The organism is Methylocystis sp. sgz306128 (assembly GCF_056032725.1).
In genome coordinates this window covers 190,024-207,962 of record NZ_JBVYWO010000003.1, presented here as the reverse complement: position 1 = coordinate 207,962, position 17,939 = coordinate 190,024, and the positions used below count along the sequence as shown (strand labels likewise).

The 17,939-nt window shown below is 57.6% G+C and carries 21 protein-coding genes; 10 read left to right on the top strand and 11 right to left on the bottom strand.

Annotated elements, in window-relative coordinates:
• Window positions 1–17: 17 nt before the first annotated feature.
• Window positions 18–785 (top strand): alpha/beta fold hydrolase, encoded by a 768-nt coding sequence (locus AC0N03_RS07080; RefSeq protein ID WP_474287935.1) that lies wholly within the window; start codon window positions 18–20, stop codon window positions 783–785.
• 179 nt (window positions 786–964) lie between these two features.
• Here AC0N03_RS07080 and AC0N03_RS07075 read toward each other — a convergent pair whose 3' ends face one another.
• Window positions 965–1,750, bottom strand: a complete 786-nt coding sequence (locus AC0N03_RS07075; RefSeq protein WP_474287934.1) for an enoyl-CoA hydratase — start codon at window positions 1,748–1,750, stop codon at window positions 965–967.
• 143 nt (window positions 1,751–1,893) lie between these two features.
• Here AC0N03_RS07075 and cysE point away from each other — a divergent pair, with 143 nt between their 5' ends.
• The 3 genes from cysE (at window position 1,894) to AC0N03_RS07060 (ending at window position 3,735) form a co-directional block, all read left to right on the top strand.
• Window positions 1,894–2,736: a serine O-acetyltransferase gene (cysE, locus tag AC0N03_RS07070; protein WP_474287933.1), complete on the top strand. Its 843-nt coding sequence runs from the start codon at window positions 1,894–1,896 to the stop codon at window positions 2,734–2,736.
• Window positions 2,737–2,800: 64 nt separating this feature from the next.
• Window positions 2,801–3,196 carry a DUF3126 family protein gene (locus tag AC0N03_RS07065; RefSeq protein ID WP_474287932.1) on the top strand — a complete coding sequence of 132 codons (396 nt, stop codon included), beginning with the start codon at window positions 2,801–2,803 and terminating at the stop codon, window positions 3,194–3,196.
• Between the two features lie 8 nt (window positions 3,197–3,204).
• On the top strand, window positions 3,205–3,735 hold the full coding sequence (locus AC0N03_RS07060) for a gamma carbonic anhydrase family protein (RefSeq protein ID WP_474287931.1): 531 nt from the start codon (window positions 3,205–3,207) through the stop codon (window positions 3,733–3,735).
• Window positions 3,736–3,765: 30 nt separating this feature from the next.
• Here the strand turns inward: AC0N03_RS07060 and AC0N03_RS07055 are convergent, their stop codons facing one another.
• The gene (locus AC0N03_RS07055) at window positions 3,766–4,383 is read right to left on the bottom strand and encodes a transglutaminase-like cysteine peptidase (RefSeq protein ID WP_474287930.1); all 618 of its coding nucleotides are present in this window, start codon (window positions 4,381–4,383) and stop codon (window positions 3,766–3,768) included.
• 345 nt (window positions 4,384–4,728) lie between these two features.
• Entirely contained in the window at window positions 4,729–5,361 is a 633-nt protein-coding gene (locus tag AC0N03_RS07050) for a PAS domain-containing protein (protein WP_474287929.1), read from the bottom strand.
• A gap of 352 nt (window positions 5,362–5,713) precedes the next feature.
• Between AC0N03_RS07050 and AC0N03_RS07045 the strand changes: the two genes are divergently transcribed.
• Together AC0N03_RS07045 and AC0N03_RS07040 are read left to right on the top strand one after the other, a co-directional pair.
• Window positions 5,714–6,511: a rhomboid family intramembrane serine protease gene (locus AC0N03_RS07045; RefSeq protein WP_474287928.1), complete on the top strand. Its 798-nt coding sequence runs from the start codon at window positions 5,714–5,716 to the stop codon at window positions 6,509–6,511.
• A gap of 99 nt (window positions 6,512–6,610) precedes the next feature.
• A complete protein-coding gene (locus AC0N03_RS07040) occupies window positions 6,611–7,042 on the top strand; it encodes a CBS domain-containing protein (RefSeq protein ID WP_474287927.1) in 432 nt (143 codons plus the stop codon).
• Here AC0N03_RS07040 and hisI read toward each other — a convergent pair.
• Window positions 7,034–7,471 (bottom strand): phosphoribosyl-AMP cyclohydrolase, encoded by a 438-nt coding sequence (hisI, locus tag AC0N03_RS07035; RefSeq protein ID WP_474287926.1) that lies wholly within the window; start codon window positions 7,469–7,471, stop codon window positions 7,034–7,036. The genes AC0N03_RS07040 and hisI overlap by 9 nt on opposite strands.
• 243 nt (window positions 7,472–7,714) lie before the next feature.
• A complete protein-coding gene (gene folE / locus AC0N03_RS07030; protein ID WP_474287925.1) occupies window positions 7,715–8,341 on the bottom strand; it encodes a GTP cyclohydrolase I FolE in 627 nt (208 codons plus the stop codon).
• Window positions 8,342–8,497: 156 nt separating this feature from the next.
• Between folE and AC0N03_RS07025 the strand changes: the two genes are divergently transcribed.
• Window positions 8,498–8,941: an iron-sulfur cluster assembly scaffold protein gene (locus AC0N03_RS07025; protein ID WP_474287924.1), complete on the top strand. Its 444-nt coding sequence runs from the start codon at window positions 8,498–8,500 to the stop codon at window positions 8,939–8,941.
• Complete coding sequence (gene yidD / locus AC0N03_RS07020; protein ID WP_474287923.1) at window positions 8,938–9,255, top strand: membrane protein insertion efficiency factor YidD; 318 nt, start codon at window positions 8,938–8,940, stop codon at window positions 9,253–9,255. Before AC0N03_RS07025 ends, yidD begins: the two co-directional genes overlap by 4 nt.
• A gap of 42 nt (window positions 9,256–9,297) precedes the next feature.
• On the opposite strand, the gene AC0N03_RS07015 is transcribed toward yidD, so the two are convergent.
• Complete coding sequence (locus AC0N03_RS07015; RefSeq protein ID WP_474287922.1) at window positions 9,298–10,116, bottom strand: hypothetical protein; 819 nt, start codon at window positions 10,114–10,116, stop codon at window positions 9,298–9,300.
• Between the two features lie 194 nt (window positions 10,117–10,310).
• On the opposite strand from AC0N03_RS07015, the gene thrS reads away from it, so the two are divergent.
• On the top strand, window positions 10,311–12,269 hold the full coding sequence (gene thrS / locus AC0N03_RS07010; protein WP_474287921.1) for a threonine--tRNA ligase: 1,959 nt from the start codon (window positions 10,311–10,313) through the stop codon (window positions 12,267–12,269).
• A 194-nt stretch (window positions 12,270–12,463) separates the two neighbouring features.
• On the opposite strand, the gene AC0N03_RS07005 is transcribed toward thrS, so the two are convergent.
• The 3 genes from AC0N03_RS07005 to AC0N03_RS06995 form a co-directional block, all read right to left on the bottom strand.
• A complete protein-coding gene (locus AC0N03_RS07005) occupies window positions 12,464–12,970 on the bottom strand; it encodes an SRPBCC family protein (RefSeq protein ID WP_474287919.1) in 507 nt (168 codons plus the stop codon).
• Between the two features lie 101 nt (window positions 12,971–13,071).
• Window positions 13,072–14,661: a monocarboxylate uptake permease MctP gene (gene mctP, locus AC0N03_RS07000; protein WP_474287918.1), complete on the bottom strand. Its 1,590-nt coding sequence runs from the start codon at window positions 14,659–14,661 to the stop codon at window positions 13,072–13,074.
• The gene (locus tag AC0N03_RS06995; protein ID WP_474287917.1) at window positions 14,658–14,831 is read right to left on the bottom strand and encodes a DUF3311 domain-containing protein; all 174 of its coding nucleotides are present in this window, start codon (window positions 14,829–14,831) and stop codon (window positions 14,658–14,660) included. Before AC0N03_RS06995 ends, mctP begins: the two co-directional genes overlap by 4 nt.
• Before the next feature lie 425 nt (window positions 14,832–15,256).
• Here AC0N03_RS06995 and AC0N03_RS06990 point away from each other — a divergent pair, with 425 nt between their 5' ends.
• A complete protein-coding gene (locus AC0N03_RS06990) occupies window positions 15,257–16,654 on the top strand; it encodes a hypothetical protein (protein WP_474287916.1) in 1,398 nt (465 codons plus the stop codon).
• A 133-nt stretch (window positions 16,655–16,787) separates the two neighbouring features.
• On the opposite strand, the gene AC0N03_RS06985 is transcribed toward AC0N03_RS06990, so the two are convergent.
• Entirely contained in the window at window positions 16,788–17,024 is a 237-nt protein-coding gene (locus AC0N03_RS06985; protein WP_474287915.1) for an Lrp/AsnC ligand binding domain-containing protein, read from the bottom strand.
• Between the two features lie 3 nt (window positions 17,025–17,027).
• On the bottom strand, window positions 17,028–17,936 hold the full coding sequence (locus AC0N03_RS06980; protein WP_474287913.1) for a hypothetical protein: 909 nt from the start codon (window positions 17,934–17,936) through the stop codon (window positions 17,028–17,030).
• Window positions 17,937–17,939: the final 3 nt, after the last annotated feature.

Sequence of the window (17,939 nt, the reverse complement as noted above, 5' to 3'; positions counted from 1 at the left end):
CCTGAAAGAGAATCATAATGCAGCATTTCAACCATAACGGCATCCGCCTTGCCTATCTCGATGCGGCGCCGGTCGGCCGGGACAGAGGCGAGCCCATCCTGCTTATTCATGGCTTTGCCTCTAACTATAATGTCAACTGGGCGGCCACTCTCTGGGTCAAAGTACTCACCGAGGACGGGCGGCGGGTGATCGCCATCGACAACCGTGGCCATGGCCAGAGCGACAAGATCTATGAGCCGGACGCCTATTCCACCGAGAATATGGCCGGGGATGCGCTGGCGCTGATGGATCATCTGGGGATCGGCTACTTCGACGTCATGGGCTATTCGATGGGCGCGCGGATCAGCGCCTTCCTCACAGCGGCGCATCCCGAGCGCATCCGCAGTCTTATCCTTGGCGGACTGGGGCATTATCTCATCGAGGGCGGCGGGCTTTCGACGCGTATCGCCGAGGCGCTGGAAGCGCCGAATATCGCTGATGTCACCGAACCGACGCAACTCATGTTCCGCAAATTCGCCGAGAGCACGAAGAGCGATCTCAGGGCGTTGGCCGCCTGCATCCGCGGCTCGCGGCAGGCGCTGGGCCTGCCGCGCGCGGCGCGCCTCACCCCGCCCACGCTGGTCGCTATTGGCACAACCGACAAAGTGGCGGGCGATGGGGACAAGCTTGTCGCGGTTCTGCCGCATGCCGAATTTCTGCCCATACCGGGCAGGGACCACAACCTCGCCGTGGGCGACAAGGTTTACAAGGCGGGTGTTCTGGCCTTTCTTGCGCGCCGTCCCTAACGTAAAGCTTTACCTTAGGGTATGCCGGATTCATGAGTCATATGAATCACCTGCGGCAGGGAATTCATCAGGAAAGTGAGCCACTTCGCGCGTTGAATCAGATGCTTCGTAAAATGATTCAACTTGCGTGGCTCAGGCCGGGAGCGCTTGGCGACTAAAGACAGGATAGCATGGCGGCTTTAATTTCCGGTAAAGCGCGGGGGGCGTTTTTCCAGAAAGGCTGTCCGGCCTTCGATATAATCGGCGCTGTTGAAGCAATCCGCCGCCAGTTTTTCGCAGGTTTCAAAATCCGGTGCGCCCGCCAGGCGGGCGGCGTGGCGGATGGCGGCCTTGGCCGCGCTGATTGTCAAAGGGGCATTGGCGGCAATGGTTTGGCTGATGGTCCTGAGGCCGGAGTCGAAATCCGAAGCGGAGAAAACCCGGGCCAGAAAGCCGAGCCGCAGGGCCTCTTCCGTTTCAAAGCGGCGCGCCGTTGCAAAAAGATCCATAGTGGCCTGCATGCCCAGCGCGGCGACGATCATCGCCATGGCGCGGGGCGGATAGCCGACACCAAGCCGCGCCGCCGGAATGGCGAAGGCCGTACCCGCTTCGGCGATGCGGATATCGCAGCTTGCGGCGAGCCCAATGCCGCCGCCCATGCAGAAGCCGCGCATGGCGGCGAGCGTCGGCTTGGTGCAGCCTGCCAGCGCGGCAAAGGCATCTTCATTGGCCTGTTCATAGGCTCTGCCGCCGGCCGCCGTGGCGCGCAACGTCGAAAACTCGCTGATATCGGCGCCGGAGCAGAAGGCGGCGCGTCCGGTGCCGCGCAGCACGATAAGGCGGACATGTCTGTCGGCGTCGAGCTTTTCCACCAGAAGCGGCAGGGCCTTCCACATGGCAAGATCGAAGGCATTGCGCCGCGCCTCGTTGTTGATCTCTATAGTGCCGATGCCGTCGGCGATACTCGTCTGGAGCTTTTCGGACACGGCGACTCCTTTGGTTGCAGGTCTGAGTATAGCCAGCCCGTGCCTTCTGCCCAGCCTCCTTCAGTTTGATCTTTTGACCTATCTGGCACAACTGGCCCGGCTGACCTATCTATGCTAGGATCGAAAAAAACTCGGAGTGTTCCATGTCGCATCAGAGGGCGCCTGCCAGTTTCGGCGGCAAGGTCGTAGGATTGGGCAAGAATGACCCTGTTCTAGCACGTGTCCGGCAGGAAGCCGAGGACCTGATCAAGGCCGAGCCGGAGCTTGCCGGCTTCATCATGTCCACTGTGCTTAATCAGGACAGCCTTGAGGGGATTGTCATTCACCGCCTGTCGCAGCGCCTGTCGCATCAGGAGGTTCCGGCCGAGCTTATCCGGCAGGTCTACAATGAATTTGTAGCCAAGGATCGCTGGTTCGGCGAAGCCTTCCGCGCCGATCTGATGGCCGTCGTCGACCGCGATCCGGCCTGCAACCGTCTGATCGAGCCGATCCTCTATTTCAAGGGCTTTCATGCCATCCAGACGCACCGCCTTGCTCATGCGCTGCGTGCGGCCGGGCGGAAGGATTTTGCGCTTTACCTGCAGAGCCGCGCTTCTGAGGTGTTTCAGGTTGATATCAATCCGGCGGCGCAATTCGGCAAAGGGCTGTTTTTTGATCATGCCACCGGCATCGTCATCGGCGAGACCTGCGTGATCGAGGACGATGTCTCGCTGCTGCAGGGCGTTACTCTGGGCGGCACCGGCAAGGAAATCGGCGATCGTCATCCGAAGATCCGCCGCGGCGTGCTCATTGGCGCAGGCGCCAAGGTGCTGGGCAATATCGAAATCGGGCGCTGCGCCCGCGTCGCCTCCGGATCGGTCGTGCTGGCCAATGTGCCGCATAATACCACGGTGGCGGGCGTGCCGGCGCGTGTTGTCGGCGCAGCCGGATGTGCCGAGCCTGCGCGGACCATGGATCAGTTGTTGGCAGAAAAGCTTGAGCCTTAAATCGCTCTCGCCAAGCGCTGGCACACGCGCTAAAACCTCGGCAAATCACTGAGGAGATGAACGCGTGAAAAAGCACGAAATTCCCAAGCTGCAGAAGTTCCTGCGCAAAAGCTTTGGCCACCCCGGGCTGGTTGTCATCCCGGACCCCAAAAATGCCGAGGCGGCTGGCGTATTCATCGGCGAACGGCGTCTGGGTACGATCGTCGTCGATGATGAGGATGGCGACCGGTCCTTCTCGATGGATATGAAAATTCCCGTGGATCGCGCGGCGCTTCAGTCCTATCTGCGGCTGCTGTTTGAGAATGACGCGCTCAAGATCATGGCGCGCGGCAAGAAGGTTGATTCCGTCGAACTGAACAATGGCGACGAATTTCTCGGCATCATTTCCGCCGACGATCCGAAGCTGAAGAGCTTCACGTTTCAGATGGCCATTCTCGATCTTGACCTTGAAGAAATCTGAGGATTTTCATGCCCATCTACGCTCTTGACGGCATTGCGCCGCAACTGCCCGCCGATGCCTCGCACTGGGTTGCGCCCGACGCCAATCTCATTGGCAATGTGGCGCTGGGCGAGGAGGCGAGCGTGTGGTTCGGAGCCACCTTGCGCGGCGATAATGAAAAGATCAGCGTCGGCGCGCGCAGCAATATTCAGGAAGGCTGCATTCTGCACACGGATATGGGCTTTCCGCTGACCATCGGTGCCGATTGCACCATCGGCCATGGCGTGATTCTGCATGGCTGCACATTGGGTGAAGGTGTCCTCATCGGCATGGGCGCTGTGGTGCTCAACGGCGCCAGAATTGGCGACGGCTGTCTTGTCGGCGCCCATGCGCTGGTGACAGAGGGCAAGGAATTCCCGCCGAACTCGCTCATTGTCGGCTCGCCGGCAAAGGCCGTGCGCCAGCTGGATGCCAGCGCCGTCGCGCGGCTGAAGGCCTCTGCGGCGCATTATGTCGCGAATGCGAAGCGGCACAAACACGGCCTGCGGCAGGTGGGGTAATCAGCGGCGGAAAGCGAGAGGGCTGGGCTGTCAGTTGTTGGAAGCGCTGGCCTGCGTTCCGACAACATCGCCTTCGGACAGCCAGATATTCGGATTTTCCTGCGACTGGCGCTTGATGAACGTATAGCCGGTATCATTCCAGGCGCGCATATCCTCAACCAGATTGTCGAGAATGAAGTCGCCCTTGCTGGTTTTGACGGTGAGCACGGCATGGCCATTGCCTTGCAGGTCGCGCACCACCGTCATCAGCAACGCCTGACGCGGAAATCCCTCGTCCATCAGCAACTTGCGCTTGTAGAGCGCATAGATCTTGCAGTCGCCCTTGCCGTCCGTCGGGTAATCCCAGTGGTCGAGCAATGTGCCCCAATGTTCGAGGTTGCTGACCGGCTGGATATAGGCATTGACCTGCGCATTGATGCGGATCAGTTCGTTGAGTGCGGCGCTGGTGAGGTTGATATCGAGGGCGGGCAGGGGCTCAACCGCGCATTCCTCCGGGCGGCGGTGACAGAAATCCACCCAGCCATAAGGAACGGAGGTTGGCTCGCCAACCGGCGCATAGGTGCTCCTGAAGGTTTTTGCTTCGGCAAGACCTGCCATCTGCGCCAGACCCAGAACCATCAGACTAATTGTGAGCACCTTGGAAAACATGTCGATCCCCGTTTGCTTTCAGGGATCACCTTGCCAGAGATGATTTTCTGCTCTTTCAAGCAAAAAACTCAAATTTTACATGATCTTATAAAGAGCTTTTCATGTTTTGTAAGGCATAACGGGGTGTTAAAATTAATCTTTCGCAGCTTGATGATTTCTCTTAAATTCCTGATTATATTGTGCTTTTTCATTGGCTCGGATTTTACTCAAATTTTCGATTCATTTTAGCGAAACACTTTGTTCACCGTAACCGGGCGCCTCATGGTTAATTTTGGCGGCCCGGACCAAAAAAATCTGAAATTTTTCGCGTCGTAGGCTTTCCGGATGGGAGATTCCGGTCCGGGTTCAGCGTCCGCCTTCATAGACGCGTAAGTGCTTCCATACGCGCGGCCGCGGCATATGAGGGGCAAGCGGCAGGTGTCGCCGTTCAAAAAACGGCAGTCTTTCGCGTGGGGTTTGCAGGGCGCGTTGGGTAAAAACCGGAATCTGCGCCGGGGTAATGAAGCGATGGCTGACAAGCCTTGGTGCGGAGAGAACGGTTTCGCCGGGCGATGGCGGTTGGTGCATCGGCGAGAGGCAGCCAAGCAGGCGCGAATGGGTGCGCCCGTTATGGCGCAGCGGCAAAATCAATAATTCCAGACCGACAATCTGTCCGCCGAACTGAGCCTCCGCTCCCGCCGTCAGCGGCTTCATCTCGTCACAGACGCTATGAAGCAGATCCGAAATTCGGGCTCTATCGTCGGCGTGCCAGAGGTCGGCAAAAGCTGACTGGCGTAAATCCCGGTCGAACAGAGCGTTGGTGCGCGTCCCCGACAGGCGGAACATAAAGTTCTGATCGTCATCGGCCTCTAGAATAAACGTATCGGCCAGCAGCGAGCGAATGACATCGGGGTCGATGTCGCGCCGTTCTGGCGCCGAGCGCTTGGCGCGCAGCACATTCCAGTAGGCGAACAGTTCCTTGGTGATCGAATGTCTCATTTTGGGAATCCTGCCTCTCTTGTCCGGGTCGGTTGTGCGAATCTGAGACAATTCGTCCCGTATTCGCCGTATGGACAGGCAAGATGCAGATGCGATGCCGGTTTGCCGACCGCAGCTTGGTTAATGAAGAGTAAAGCGCATTAACCTTAATTGTATTTGCGGATTGAGTCTTTGCCGCAAATGGCGGACAGTTCAGGGGCTCCAGTATCTGAACAGGCCACCGATCTCCAGCGGCGGCAGGTGAGAGTAGAACAACATTCCGGCGTGCGACGGATCCAGCGTTGTCATGTCGAATTTTACCCGATAGTTTCAAAGAGGGTCGTCACTGGCCCTCTTTTTTTTGGAGAAAAATTTGTCCGAGATTCGCCGTTCTCAACCGGCTTTCAACATTCCCACGGTTGTTGTGGTGCTGATCGCCCTGTGCATAGGCATTTTTTTGCTTCAGGATCAGCTGGGCGATCAGGTCAATATGGATATGATCCGCCTGTTCGGCTTCATCCCCGCACGCTTGACGGGTTGGTTTGATCCGAATGCGCTGGCGACATTGATGCAGGACCTCTCCTCGGCACAGAACACACGCGATGCTGCTCTGGCCGGCTTTTTTCTGGGGGATGGGGCGCCGGAGCCCTGGACGGTGCTGAGCTATGCTTTTCTCCATGGAAGCTGGGCGCATGTGCTGCTCAACAGCCTCTGGCTGATGTCCTTTGGCGCGGCGGTTGCGCGCCGGTTTGGCACTGTGCCTTTCCTGGTCTTTTTCTGCGTGACGGCAATAGCCGGGGCGGGGGCGCATTTCATGGTTCATCCGCTTTCGGCCGAGCCGGTCATCGGTGCATCGGCGGCGGTTTCGGGCTGCATGGGGGCGGCGCTGCGCTTTGCTTTCGCGCCGGGTGCGCCGCTTGGCGGGGCATCAGGCGTCTATTTTCTCACCCGCAATGCGCCTTACAGGCTGCCGGCACCGCTGCTGCGCGCCGTTCTTTCGGATTCGCGGGCGATGACGTTCCTGCTTGTCTGGTTTGGCGTCAATCTTGTCTTCGGCGTGGGTTCAACGTCGTTCGGGTTATCGGATGCGCCCATCGCCTGGGAAGCGCATATCGGCGGATTTCTGGCTGGGTTCGTGCTGTTTCCGCTGTTCGACCGCTTCCGGACATAAAAGGAGCCTTGCGGGAAAATTCAATTCAGCGCATCCTGTCTGTCCTTCCTGCTTGGTCGGCAGAAACCAGGGGAAGGCAGGAAACATCAGGAGGTCGACATGACTGTTGCCCGTATTTTGGCGGTCAAGGGCCGTCTGGTCACAACCGTGCTCCCCCAGACGATTTTGGCGGACGCCGTGAACCTTCTCTCCGAAAAGAAGATCGGCGCGCTTGTTGTGGCCGGTGTGAACGGCGAGGTTTTGGGAATCCTCTCCGAGCGCGATATTGTCAAGGCGCTCGCGCGCGTCGGCGCTGTATGCCTGCGCGATCCTGTTTCCGCACATATGACGACCAAGGTCATCACGGCAACGGAAGAGACCAGCGTCAACAGCGTCATGGAAGAGATGACCTCAGGGCGCTTCCGTCATGTTCCGATCATTAAAAATGGCCGCCTCAATGGGCTTATTTCCATCGGCGACGTGGTCAAATACCGCCTTGAGGAGATCGAGAGCGAGCGTCAGGCCCTGCGCGAATATATCGCCTCAGCGTGAGGGCGGCGGGGCCGGGGTATCCAGAATGAGCTTTGGCCCGTTTTCACTCATCTCGATGCGGCGGTAGAAGCAGGATTTGCGGCCCGTGTGGCAGGCTTTGCCGTCGCCGCCCACGCGTACCCGCGCGATCAGCGCGTCCTGATCGCAATCTGTGCGCAATTCCATGAGCGTCTGCACCTGGCCAGATGTATCGCCCTTGCGCCAGAGTGTCTGGCGCGAGCGTGACCAATAATGCACGATGCCGGTTTCCAGCGTCTTGCTCAGCGCCTCGGCATTCATATGCGCCAGCATGAGAATTTCGCCTGTGGCGTGCTCTACCGTCACGCAGGTGATCAGCCCGTCGGCGTCAAATTTGGGGGTGAAAGCCGCGCCCTCTTCAAGGGCTTGCTTTGTCGAGGGTGGGGCAAATGGCGTTGAACTGGTCCACATGTGCGGGTTATGCACTTTTTTTGTACCAAGGCCAAACTGAAATTTGCGCTCATCCTTTGCTCAGCCCGGCCTTTCCCTGAGGCCGTCATGGCCGGATTTGATCCGGCCATCCACGTGGATACGCGGGTCGAGCCCGCGCATGATGCCAAGACAATTAGAATGCAGAAAGGCGGTCAGAATTACTGTCCAGCGCGGCACATTTTATGTGCAACGGCCATTCTGTAGCCGGCAATAATAAAATGCTTACCGTCCGCCCATGCGCAGCATGGTCATGAAGCGCACCTGCTCAGCCGGTGTCTCCTGAAAAATGCCGGTGAAGCCGCTGGTGAGCGTGACTGCGCCCTGCTTTTGCACGCCGCGCATCGACATGCACATGTGTTCAGCCTCAATCAGCACGGCGATGCCGCGCGGTTTGAGCGCCTCGTCGATGGCATTGACGATCTGGCTTGTCATGGTTTCCTGTGTCTGCAGGCGGCGGGCAAAAATCTCGACCACACGTGCCAGCTTGGACAGGCCGACTACGCCATTCGATGGAAAATAGGCGATATGCGCCTTGCCGACGAAGGGCACCATGTGGTGCTCGCAATGGGAGGAGAAAGGAATATCCTTCACCAGCACCATGTCGTTGTAATCGCCGACATCATGGAACACTTTTTTCAGTACCTCGGCAGCATCATCCTGATATCCGCCGAAGAACTCACCGAATGCCTTGGTCACGCGGCGCGGGGTATCCAGCAATCCTTCCCGCTGCGGGTCATCGCCGGCCCAGCGGATCAATGTGCGCACCGCCGCTTCCGCTTCTTCGCGGCTGGGTCGTTGGACGGGCTTGAGGCTCTCTTTATTTATGAAGGACTTGACCACGGCATCCATGTGGAGCCTCCCTTTCATCTTCATTCAACTGAGATCATTTACGCAGGATGAAACTAACTGGATCAGTTTCATTCTTCTTGACACGATACGACCCCTCGTCATCTGCCGAATGCAGGATTATATAGCAAAAGGAAAGTGTTTTTTCAGAGGATCGTCATGCTCAATGAAATTTATTCGCGCACCATCCTTGAGCTGGCGGCCAATATTCCGAGGCTTGGCCGGTTGCCCGATGCTGAAGGGACGGCGACAGGCCATTCCAAATTATGCGGCTCCACCGTTACGGTGGATGTGAAGATGCAGGGCGACGTCGTCTCGGATTTTGCGCATGAGGTGCGCGCCTGCGCGCTGGGGCAGGCTTCATCGTCTTTCATGGCACGGCATGTCATTGGAAGTTCGCTTGACGAATTGCGGCAGGTGCGTGACCAGATGCGCGCCATGCTGAAGGAGAACGGCCCGCCGCCCACCGGAAAATGGGCGGAATTACAGGCTTTCGAGCCTGTGCGCGATTTCAAGGCCCGCCACGCCTCGACATTGCTCACCTTCGATGCCGTTGTGGAGGCTGCGGAAAAAGCCATGGCCAAACAGACGGCGGCAGCGTGAATCGCGGCTCTCCCGGGCGCCTTGCCGCCCATTGGCTTATCCGGGCCTATCAGCTGACCCTGTCGGGTCTGATCGGCCGGCAATGCCGGCATCTGCCCACCTGCTCTGACTATACCGACGAGGCCATCCGCCGTCATGGGCTGTGGGCGGGCGGCTGGATGGGGTTTGCCCGTATCTGCCGCTGCAACCCCTGGGGAACGGCGGGCTATGATCCCGTGCCGCAGAATCTGCCCGAAGGCGCGCATTGGTATCGCCCGCTGGCCTATGGCAAATGGCGTGGTCCGCTGGTCTGCGATCAGGTGGAGCCAGACTGACCGCGCGTCACGCCAGGCTGCGCCAAAGCCATTCTACCAACGCTATTGTGCCATGGATTCCAGCGCCAGCGCATAGATGCTGTATCTGGCGGAAGCAGGAAGGGCAGCCAGAGCGGCATAATAAAGGCCGCCGATCACACAAACACGGGCGGGTTCCATCGGCTTTTCCGGCATCTGGCCGTCAAGAAGGGCGGAAATTTCCGCCTTGCTTAGCCCCGCCTGTGTCAGACGCTGCTCCAGCTGCGCAAATTCGGCGTCGCCGGGCGGCTGCCGGTCCATTTTGCTTTTTTCGCCGTCGATGATGGCATCGAGACCGGCATTGGCCATTTCACCGATTATGGCGCGGTTGGCGCGGGCAAAATCGGCGAAGGCAGGCGCATCGCCGCCAAAAAGGAAGTGGTCGCACAGGCGGGGCTCCTGCTGGCCAAGCAGATTCATCACCCGCGCCTGAACCCCGAAAATGCGGTCAATGGCCGAAGGAGCCGCTTTTGCCGCCATCATGCCGCGCGATTTGCGCAATATATCCACCGCGTCCAGCAAAACTGTTTCGGACGATACGGCGCCATTGACGAAAATCTGACTTTCCTTCGAATAGAATCTCTCAAAATCAATCGGATAATTCGCCTTGAAATTGGCATAGAAGGCGGAAAACTCCGGCGTGCTCCTGATGATTTCGTCGAGCTTGCCCGATGCCTGCATCATGACATTGGCCGGCGGCGTGGGCGCAGGCGGCTCCGGCTTTTCCATGACGACAGGTGCGGGCCGGGGCGGAGGGCTGGCCCGCTCTGCCAGAAACCGCGCTCCGAAAAAGGCAGCAACGCCTGCGCCGATAATGCCAATGATGATAAGTATCAGTCGCACGCGGGAAAATTCCTGATGATATGAGGGCTATGGCTTGCGATCATGGCTTTTGCGCGGCCCTCAAAGCAAGGATAGGCTTGAAATTTCCCCCGGCAGCCTTCATACACGCCAGCGCGCACGTCTTCAAACATTTATGCGCAGCTTATCAACATGCTTACGCTGATTGGTTTTAGCGAGTGAGCCAGGAGGATATTATGATTCACGTTACTTTTCCGGATGGCAACAAGCGCGCCTACGAGCCCGGAATTACCGGCATCGAAATTGCCAGAAGCATTTCGCCCTCGCTGGCCAAGCGCACCGTGGCCATGACGCTGGACGGTGCGCTGAGCGATCTGGCCGATCCTGTCGATCGCGACACCAAAATCGAATTTCTCAACCGCGAAGACCCGCGCGCGCTGGAACTCATCCGGCATGATTGCGCCCATGTTCTCGCGGAAGCCGTGCAGAGCCTCTATCCCGGTACGCAGGTCACCATCGGCCCGGTGATCGAAAATGGCTTCTATTACGATTTCTATCGCGCTACGCCGTTCACGCCGGATGAATTTCCGGCCATCGAAAAGAAGATGCGCGAGATTATCGCCCGCGATGCTGCCTTCACCAAGGAGGAATGGAGCCGCGACGATGCCAAGAACTATTTCGAGAAGAAGGGCGAGGCCTTCAAGGTGGAGCTGGTGGACGCCATTCCGGCCGACCAATCCCTGAAAATCTACAAACAGGGCGAGTGGCTCGACCTCTGCCGCGGCCCGCACATGACCTCTGTCGGCAAGATCGGTTCAGCCTTCAAGCTGATGAAGGTGGCGGGCGCCTATTGGCGCGGCGACTCGACCAAACCGATGCTCTCGCGCATTTATGCCACCGCTTTTGCTCGGCAGGAGGAGCTCGACGCCTATCTGCTGCGCCTCGAAGAGGCGGAAAAACGCGACCATCGCAAGCTGGCCCGCGAAATGGATCTTTTCCATTTTCAGGAGGAAGGGCCGGGCACCGTTTTCTGGCACCCCAAGGGCTGGACTTTGTTCCAGACGCTGATCGCCTATATGCGCCGCCGCCTTGCCGCCGACTATCAAGAAGTGAATGCGCCGCAGGTGCTGGACAAGGGCCTGTGGGAGACTTCGGGCCATTGGGGCTGGTACAAGGAAAACATGTTCATGGCGCGCCCGGCCGGCGACGATGCCGATGCCGAGGACGAGCGTATCTATGCTCTCAAGCCGATGAACTGCCCCGGCCATGTGCAGATATTCAAGCATGGCTTGCGCTCTTATCGCGAACTGCCGGTGCGCTTCGCGGAATTTGGCATGGTGCATCGCTATGAGCCCTCGGGAGCGCTGCATGGCGTGATGCGCGTGCGTGCCTTCACGCAGGATGATGCCCATATTTTCTGTCTCGAAAGCCAGCTTGCCGAGGAATGCCTCAAGATCAACGATCTGATTCTCTCGGTCTACAAGGATTTCGGCTTTGACAAGATCGTGGTCAAGCTCTCGACCCGCCCTGAAAAGCGCGTCGGCACCGATGCCATGTGGGATCATGCCGAAGACGTCATGATGAAGGTGCTCGAGGAGATCAAGACCCGCAACGGCGACATAGTGTCTATCGAACTGAACCCCGGCGAGGGTGCGTTTTATGGGCCGAAGTTCGAATATGTGCTGCGCGACGCCATCGGTCGGGACTGGCAATGCGGCACGACGCAGGTCGATTTCAACCTGCCAGAGCGGTTTGGCGCGTTCTATATCGACGCCAACAGCACCAAGCAGACGCCCGTGATGGTGCACCGCGCCATCTGCGGCTCTATGGAGCGTTTCACCGGCATTCTTATCGAACATTATGCCGGGCATTTCCCGCTCTGGCTGGCGCCGGTGCAGATTGTCGTGGCCACAATCACGCAGGATGCAGACGATTATGCTTTGGAGGTGGTCTCGCTTCTGCGCAAGGCCGGGCTGAAGGTTGAGGCGGACCTGCGCAACGAGAAGGTCGGCTATAAGGTACGCGAGCATTCTCTGGCCAAGATTCCGGCCATGGTGGTGCTGGGCAAGAAGGAGGCGCAGGAGCGCACGGTGTCTATCCGCCGGCTTGGTTCGCAGGCACAGGTCAACATGACGCTGGATGAGGCGCTGACTGCCTTCAGGCAGGAAGCAACGCCGCCTGATCTGCGGCGCTGAGGGTTTCCGCCCCGGAGTGCGCTCCCTTGCCATGTCATACGCGGGCCAAGCCCGCGTATGAGGTGGATGGCCGGAACAAGCCCGGTCATGACGGGAGGGTTCGCGGCGAAAGCGTGCTGCGAGGCGAGGAATTGCCTCACCCTCTTTCAAAAGCAGAGGGCAAACACATGACAGCGACAGAAACCAGCTAGGCTCTATTCGTCATCCTCGTCGAATGTCGAAAGATAATCTTCCAGCTGATCGAAACTGCCGCCCCAGCCCATGCTCATACTGTCCATGCCGGCGACGAAAGCGGCGCTTTCGTCCGGTGTTGGATTGATCGGCGTCCATTCTAGAGACACAAGCGTTCCATCCGGCACGGGCTTGAACGTGACTGTCGTCTGCAATTTCAAAGGCCAGTTGGCCTGCCAGGGATTGCGGGCAACATGGCCTTTTTCATCGGCGAAGGAATGTTCCCAGACGAGCCGGTCTTCTGAAATATCGCGATAAACGAATTTGCCCCAATGTTTGGGCATGCCGTCCATTTCCATGCTGAACAAAGCGCTGCCGCCGACCTGGAGGTCATGGGCCAGCATGGTGGCGCGGCCGCCTTTCGGACCCAGCCAGGCGGCGATGCGGTTGGGCTGGGTCCAGCATTCCCAGACAAGGGCAGGCGGCGCCCTGAATGTGCGGCTGATACGAAAGCTTTCCTGCGTGCTCATGGTAACCTCATGATCCGACGATGATGTCGAATCCTTCATAAATTGCCGCACAAAGCAAGAGAGCGCCGGTGAGGGCGCTCTCTGATTGATTGTATCTGATGTCAGAGAATGGGCTCTGGTTCGTGCAGATGCGGTGCCTTATGCAGCTTCGGATCGTCCTCGAAATCATGTGGCACGGTTTCATCCTTGCCGGTATTCGGCAGTATGAAAGACAGGGCCACCGATACGAGCGTATTCACTATAACCGAGAAGAAGCCGATATAGACCGAGAATCCGAGCGGTGTCGGCCAGACAGGAATCCACTTCGGCGGCGCATAAGCCAGGAAGAACCCAAGCGCCATACCGGCTATCCAGCCGATAAGCAGGGGGGTGCCGTGGATGCGGCGGGTATAAAGGCCGAAAACCATCGCAGGGAAGATCTGAATCATCGCCACGCCCCCAAGCAACTGGAAGTCAATTGCATATTGGGTTGGCATGAAGAAAATGAATGCAAGCGCCCCCACCTTGACGACGAGCGAGATGAACTTGGCAATGCCCGATTCCTGCTCCGCGCTCATGTTGCTGTTGACGAAAGGCCGCCAGACATTGCGCGTGAATGTATTGGCTGCGCCAATCGACATCACGGCTGCGGGAACAAGCGCTCCGATGGCGATGGCGGCGAAGGAGAAGCCAACAAACCAGTTCGGGAACATTTTAAGGAACAGCTGCGGTACGACATCGCCCGGATTGCTCACCTTGATGCCGGCGGCATGAGCCATGATGCCGAGAAGAGCGATCAGGCCAAGCACCAGCGAGTAGGCCGGCAGCGTCATTGCATTGCGCCGTATCGCATGGGCCGACGAGGCCGAAAGCACGCCGGTCAGCGAATGCGGATACATGAACAGCGCCATAGCCGAGCCGATCGCCAGCGTGATGAACGGCATGATCTGCGCCTGCGTCAGAGTGATGCCCGCCGCAAGTTTGGTTGGAGGTGTTGCCGCTGCCGCTGCAGCAACCTTGGCAGCATAGACCTTATCGGCTGCATCGAAAATGGCGCCAAATCCGCCCAGTTGATAAGGAATGATGATGACCGCCGCCACGACGAAGACATAGATCATGATGTCCTTGACAAAGGCGATCATGGCCGGTGCGCGCAGGCCGCTCTTATAGGTGTAAAGCGCCAGGATAACAAAGGCGATGGTCAGCGGAATGTGGGATTCCCAACCCTCTCCCTGGAAGCCGAGAGCCTGGATGACTTTTTCCATACCCACCAATTGCAGAGCGATATAGGGCATCGTGGCCAGAAGACCGGTGACGGCAATCGCCAGTTCCAGCCCTTTGTTGCCATAGCGCCCATAGACGAAGTCGCCGGCTGTGACATAGCCCTTGCGCGCCGATACATTCCACAGCCGCGGCATGATAAGGAAGATCAGCGGATATACGATAACCGTATATGGCACAGCGAAAAAGCCATAAGCGCCAATGGCATAAACCAGTGCTGGCACGGCAATGACCGTGTAAGCGGTGTAGAGGTCCCCGCCGAGCAGGAACCATGTGATCCATGACCCGAACTGGCGGCCGCCGAGGCCCCATTCGTTGATCTGGGTCAGGTCACCGGCCTTCCAGCTGGAGGCAATAAAGCCCAGGACGGTGACAAATGCAAAGAAGCCAACGAAAATGATCGTTGCTGTCCAATTGAGATGGTCAATCACTTCGAGGCTCCGGTCTTGCTCGCGGCATATATGAAGGCGACTGAAAATGGCACAAGCAGAAGATTGTACCAATAAAAGAACGGAAATCCGAACAGGCGAGGGTCCACGCTATTGTAAATCGGCGTGGCCAGTGCTGCGATGCACGGAATGATCAGTAGAATATATTTCACGAGTCCCTCCATATTCGTGGATTAAATCGGCTTTTTCTGTCTTTTTAAACCTTAGATATGCCGATTCACTACACTAGGTTCCATGATAAAGGCAAGCAAAGTCCGCTGGTTGTGGCTTTTGCTCCTTCTTTCTGACCGAATGATCCATATCGCTTTTTCACGGCGTTTTAAATCATGTCGGGTCACGGGCGTTGTATTCGCCGTTAATTATAATTGCAATCTCAATAATACATTACGTAAATTAAGTAAATACCGTATAGATTTATGCTGTAATCGTTGATAATAATTATTTGTTAAGCTTTTACAACATTGAGGGTGCCATGTTAAGCTGGATGAATAGGCGAAACTTTTCTGACAAATCTCGTCCGCGTTATCTTGTTTCTGGCAACTCGTCCGAGAATGTGCCGGTCAGTGCAGCTTCTGCGATGCATGCAACCGTCGCTGAAGACGTGAATGTGGCAATCCGTGCTTTGGGCGGGCACCATGAGGGGTTGCGCGCGCGCTGCGAGACAGTCGTTTCAACTCTGGGCATGTTTCGCTCGGCCTCCAATGAAATTGAAGAGCTTTTTCGTGAATTCGGCATGATCGCCTCGGGCCTTCAGGAAAAAAGCAAGGCGCTTCAGGACGTCTCGCACATGCTTGCGAAGGAAACGGAACAGCATAAGACGGCGCGCGAGGAAATTGCGGCGCTCACACATGCGCGTTCTGTCCTCGAAAATGAGGTGAATGCGATATATTCAGCAAAGTCCACGCTGGAAAAGCGCTACGCGGCGATTGAGACACAATTGCGCGCGACGCAGAGCGAATCGAAAGAGACGATGGCCCGCCTGCGCGATTGCGAGCAGGAGCTTTCCTCGCGCAAATCGGAGATTGCCAGCGCGGAGCAGGAAATTCAGCGGCTGTCGCAACGGATCAAGGTGCTGGACAAATCCTATACGGAGGCCAGCGAGGATCGGCGCATCGCACGCGAAAAACTCCTGTTCGAGACGGAAGAGCGGTTGAAGATCTCGAAAGCCAATGAAGATCTGAATGTCGCCCTGACTCAGACGCGCCGCAATTTTCTTGAGGCGCAGGGCGAGGCCGAGCAGTCCCGGGCACGAATCGTTGAGATCGAAAGCCATCTGCACCGCGCCAATAGTGAAATAGGCAAATTGCAGGATAATCTGCGTACGGTTGAAGGCGCGCGCGATACCGACCTTGCCGCCGCCAATTTGAAAATCGAGGGTATGAATTCAAGGCTCAAGCTCACGGAACATCTGCTCGAGCAGGCCAGGGATGAAGCGCGCCGCATGTTGGACGAGCGTCTCGCCTTTGACGAAACCGTCCGGCGCTACAAGGCCGCCGAGACTGCGATGGTGGAATTGCGCAATGAGCACAAGAAGGCGCTGGCGAAAGTGCTCGAACTTGAACAATCGCGCAGCACGCTCATTGACAGGGCCGACGAATTGCTGGCGCAGGTGCAGGAAAAGCAGTCGCTCAACGAGCAGGCAGCAGAGCGCATCCGTCTGCTGCAGGAACGCACCAGCCAGATCGAGGAGATCCACGGCCGCGAGATCGAAAAGATGAGCGAGCAGATCAAGAAACTGGCCGATGATCTGGCTGCGGAGCGTAACAGCAAGGCCTTTATCGAAGGTGCATTGCAGACTGCCCGCAAGGATCGCTCGCAGTTGCAGAGCAAGATCATCCAGCTCAAAAAGAGCGATACGCAAAAGACCTCGGTTATCGTCGATGAAGTTGTCGACGACGAGGCCCGGGATAATGAGATGTTGAATTTCGCCCTCAAAAGCAGCGAGGAGAACATCAAGAACCTGCGGCAATCCTGATCCGGCCGCGCCGCACTGTCGCCTCAGAAAATCGCCGCCCTCAGGGCGGCGTTTTTATTCAGGCGACCACTGCCGCGAAGGTCCGGCCGGGCTGGTGCGATCAAAGCCCGATCAGGACGCCAGCGACCGAATATCAGAAAGCCTTGAATGTTATGATGGTGCGGGTATCGACGATGCCGGGAATGACCTGAACGTGCTTGCCGACGAAATGGCCGATATCTTCTTCCTTCGGCACATAGAATTTCGCCAATATGTCGAATTGCCCGGCAATGGAATATATTTCCGAGGCGATCTCCGCTTCCGCCAGAGCATTGGCGACTTCATAGGTGCGGCCGAGCGCGCATTTGATCTCGACAAAGAAGGTTTGCATCGCTCACTCCTGTTTGGTCAGAACTTCAATATCGCGATCATAATTGGTTTGCACCTGAAATTCCGCCTGATAGGTCTTGGAATTGTGTCTGGCAATGGCAATGTAATCGCCCTCAGCCAGAACAAGTGACGGGAAGGCGCCCACCAGTTCGCGAATGGTGTCGCCGCCGGGGGTGAGTACCGTAAAGTTGGTATTGGCGAGGGCTTCGCCGCCGGGCTTGTTCACAAGCTTGAGGGTGATGGTGGCGGCATGGTGATGCAGCGTGGCGTCCGTGATTTTGCCTGCCGTGACGGAAAGATCGGCTTCGACAACGGAATTGGTTGTGAGCGGCGTGCCGGGAGTGGCGTCAAGCGCCCCGACGCCGACTGTGTCGAGATACACCGATTTGACGTGATAGCGCCCTTCCGGCAGCGGAATCAATTCGCCAGGTTTTGCGTCCGGGACGATGAGCTTGCCCTCCGCATTGTTTCGCTCGGGCACATAAATTGACATGGATACCCGGTTTGCGGGCAGTTTGTTGCTGCCAAGCACCGGCGTGATCATCATGGCCCCGGCGTTTATGCTGATCCGCTGATTGACGGGGCTGCTGTCGATGGTGACGATTTTGCTGGCCTCCGCGAGGCCGAAGGCCACATGTACGGTATAGGTGCCGCCGGGCAGCGAAAAGGACGGGGCGGGATCGGTGGATTCCGTAACGAGATCGACGGAATTGTCGTTATCCAGCTGGCCCCTGAAAATCCGCCAGTGCAGATTTGAGCTGATCGGCGTCGGATTGTTTCCAAGCGTTGCGCTGAGGATCAGATTGGGCGTGGACTGGGCCAAAGCTGTCTGAAGGCCGGCAAAGACACCCAGCAGCACCGCAAGGGCGGCGCAGATCGATGTTGCGAGGCGGGTTGTTCGAGTTTGCTTCATGAT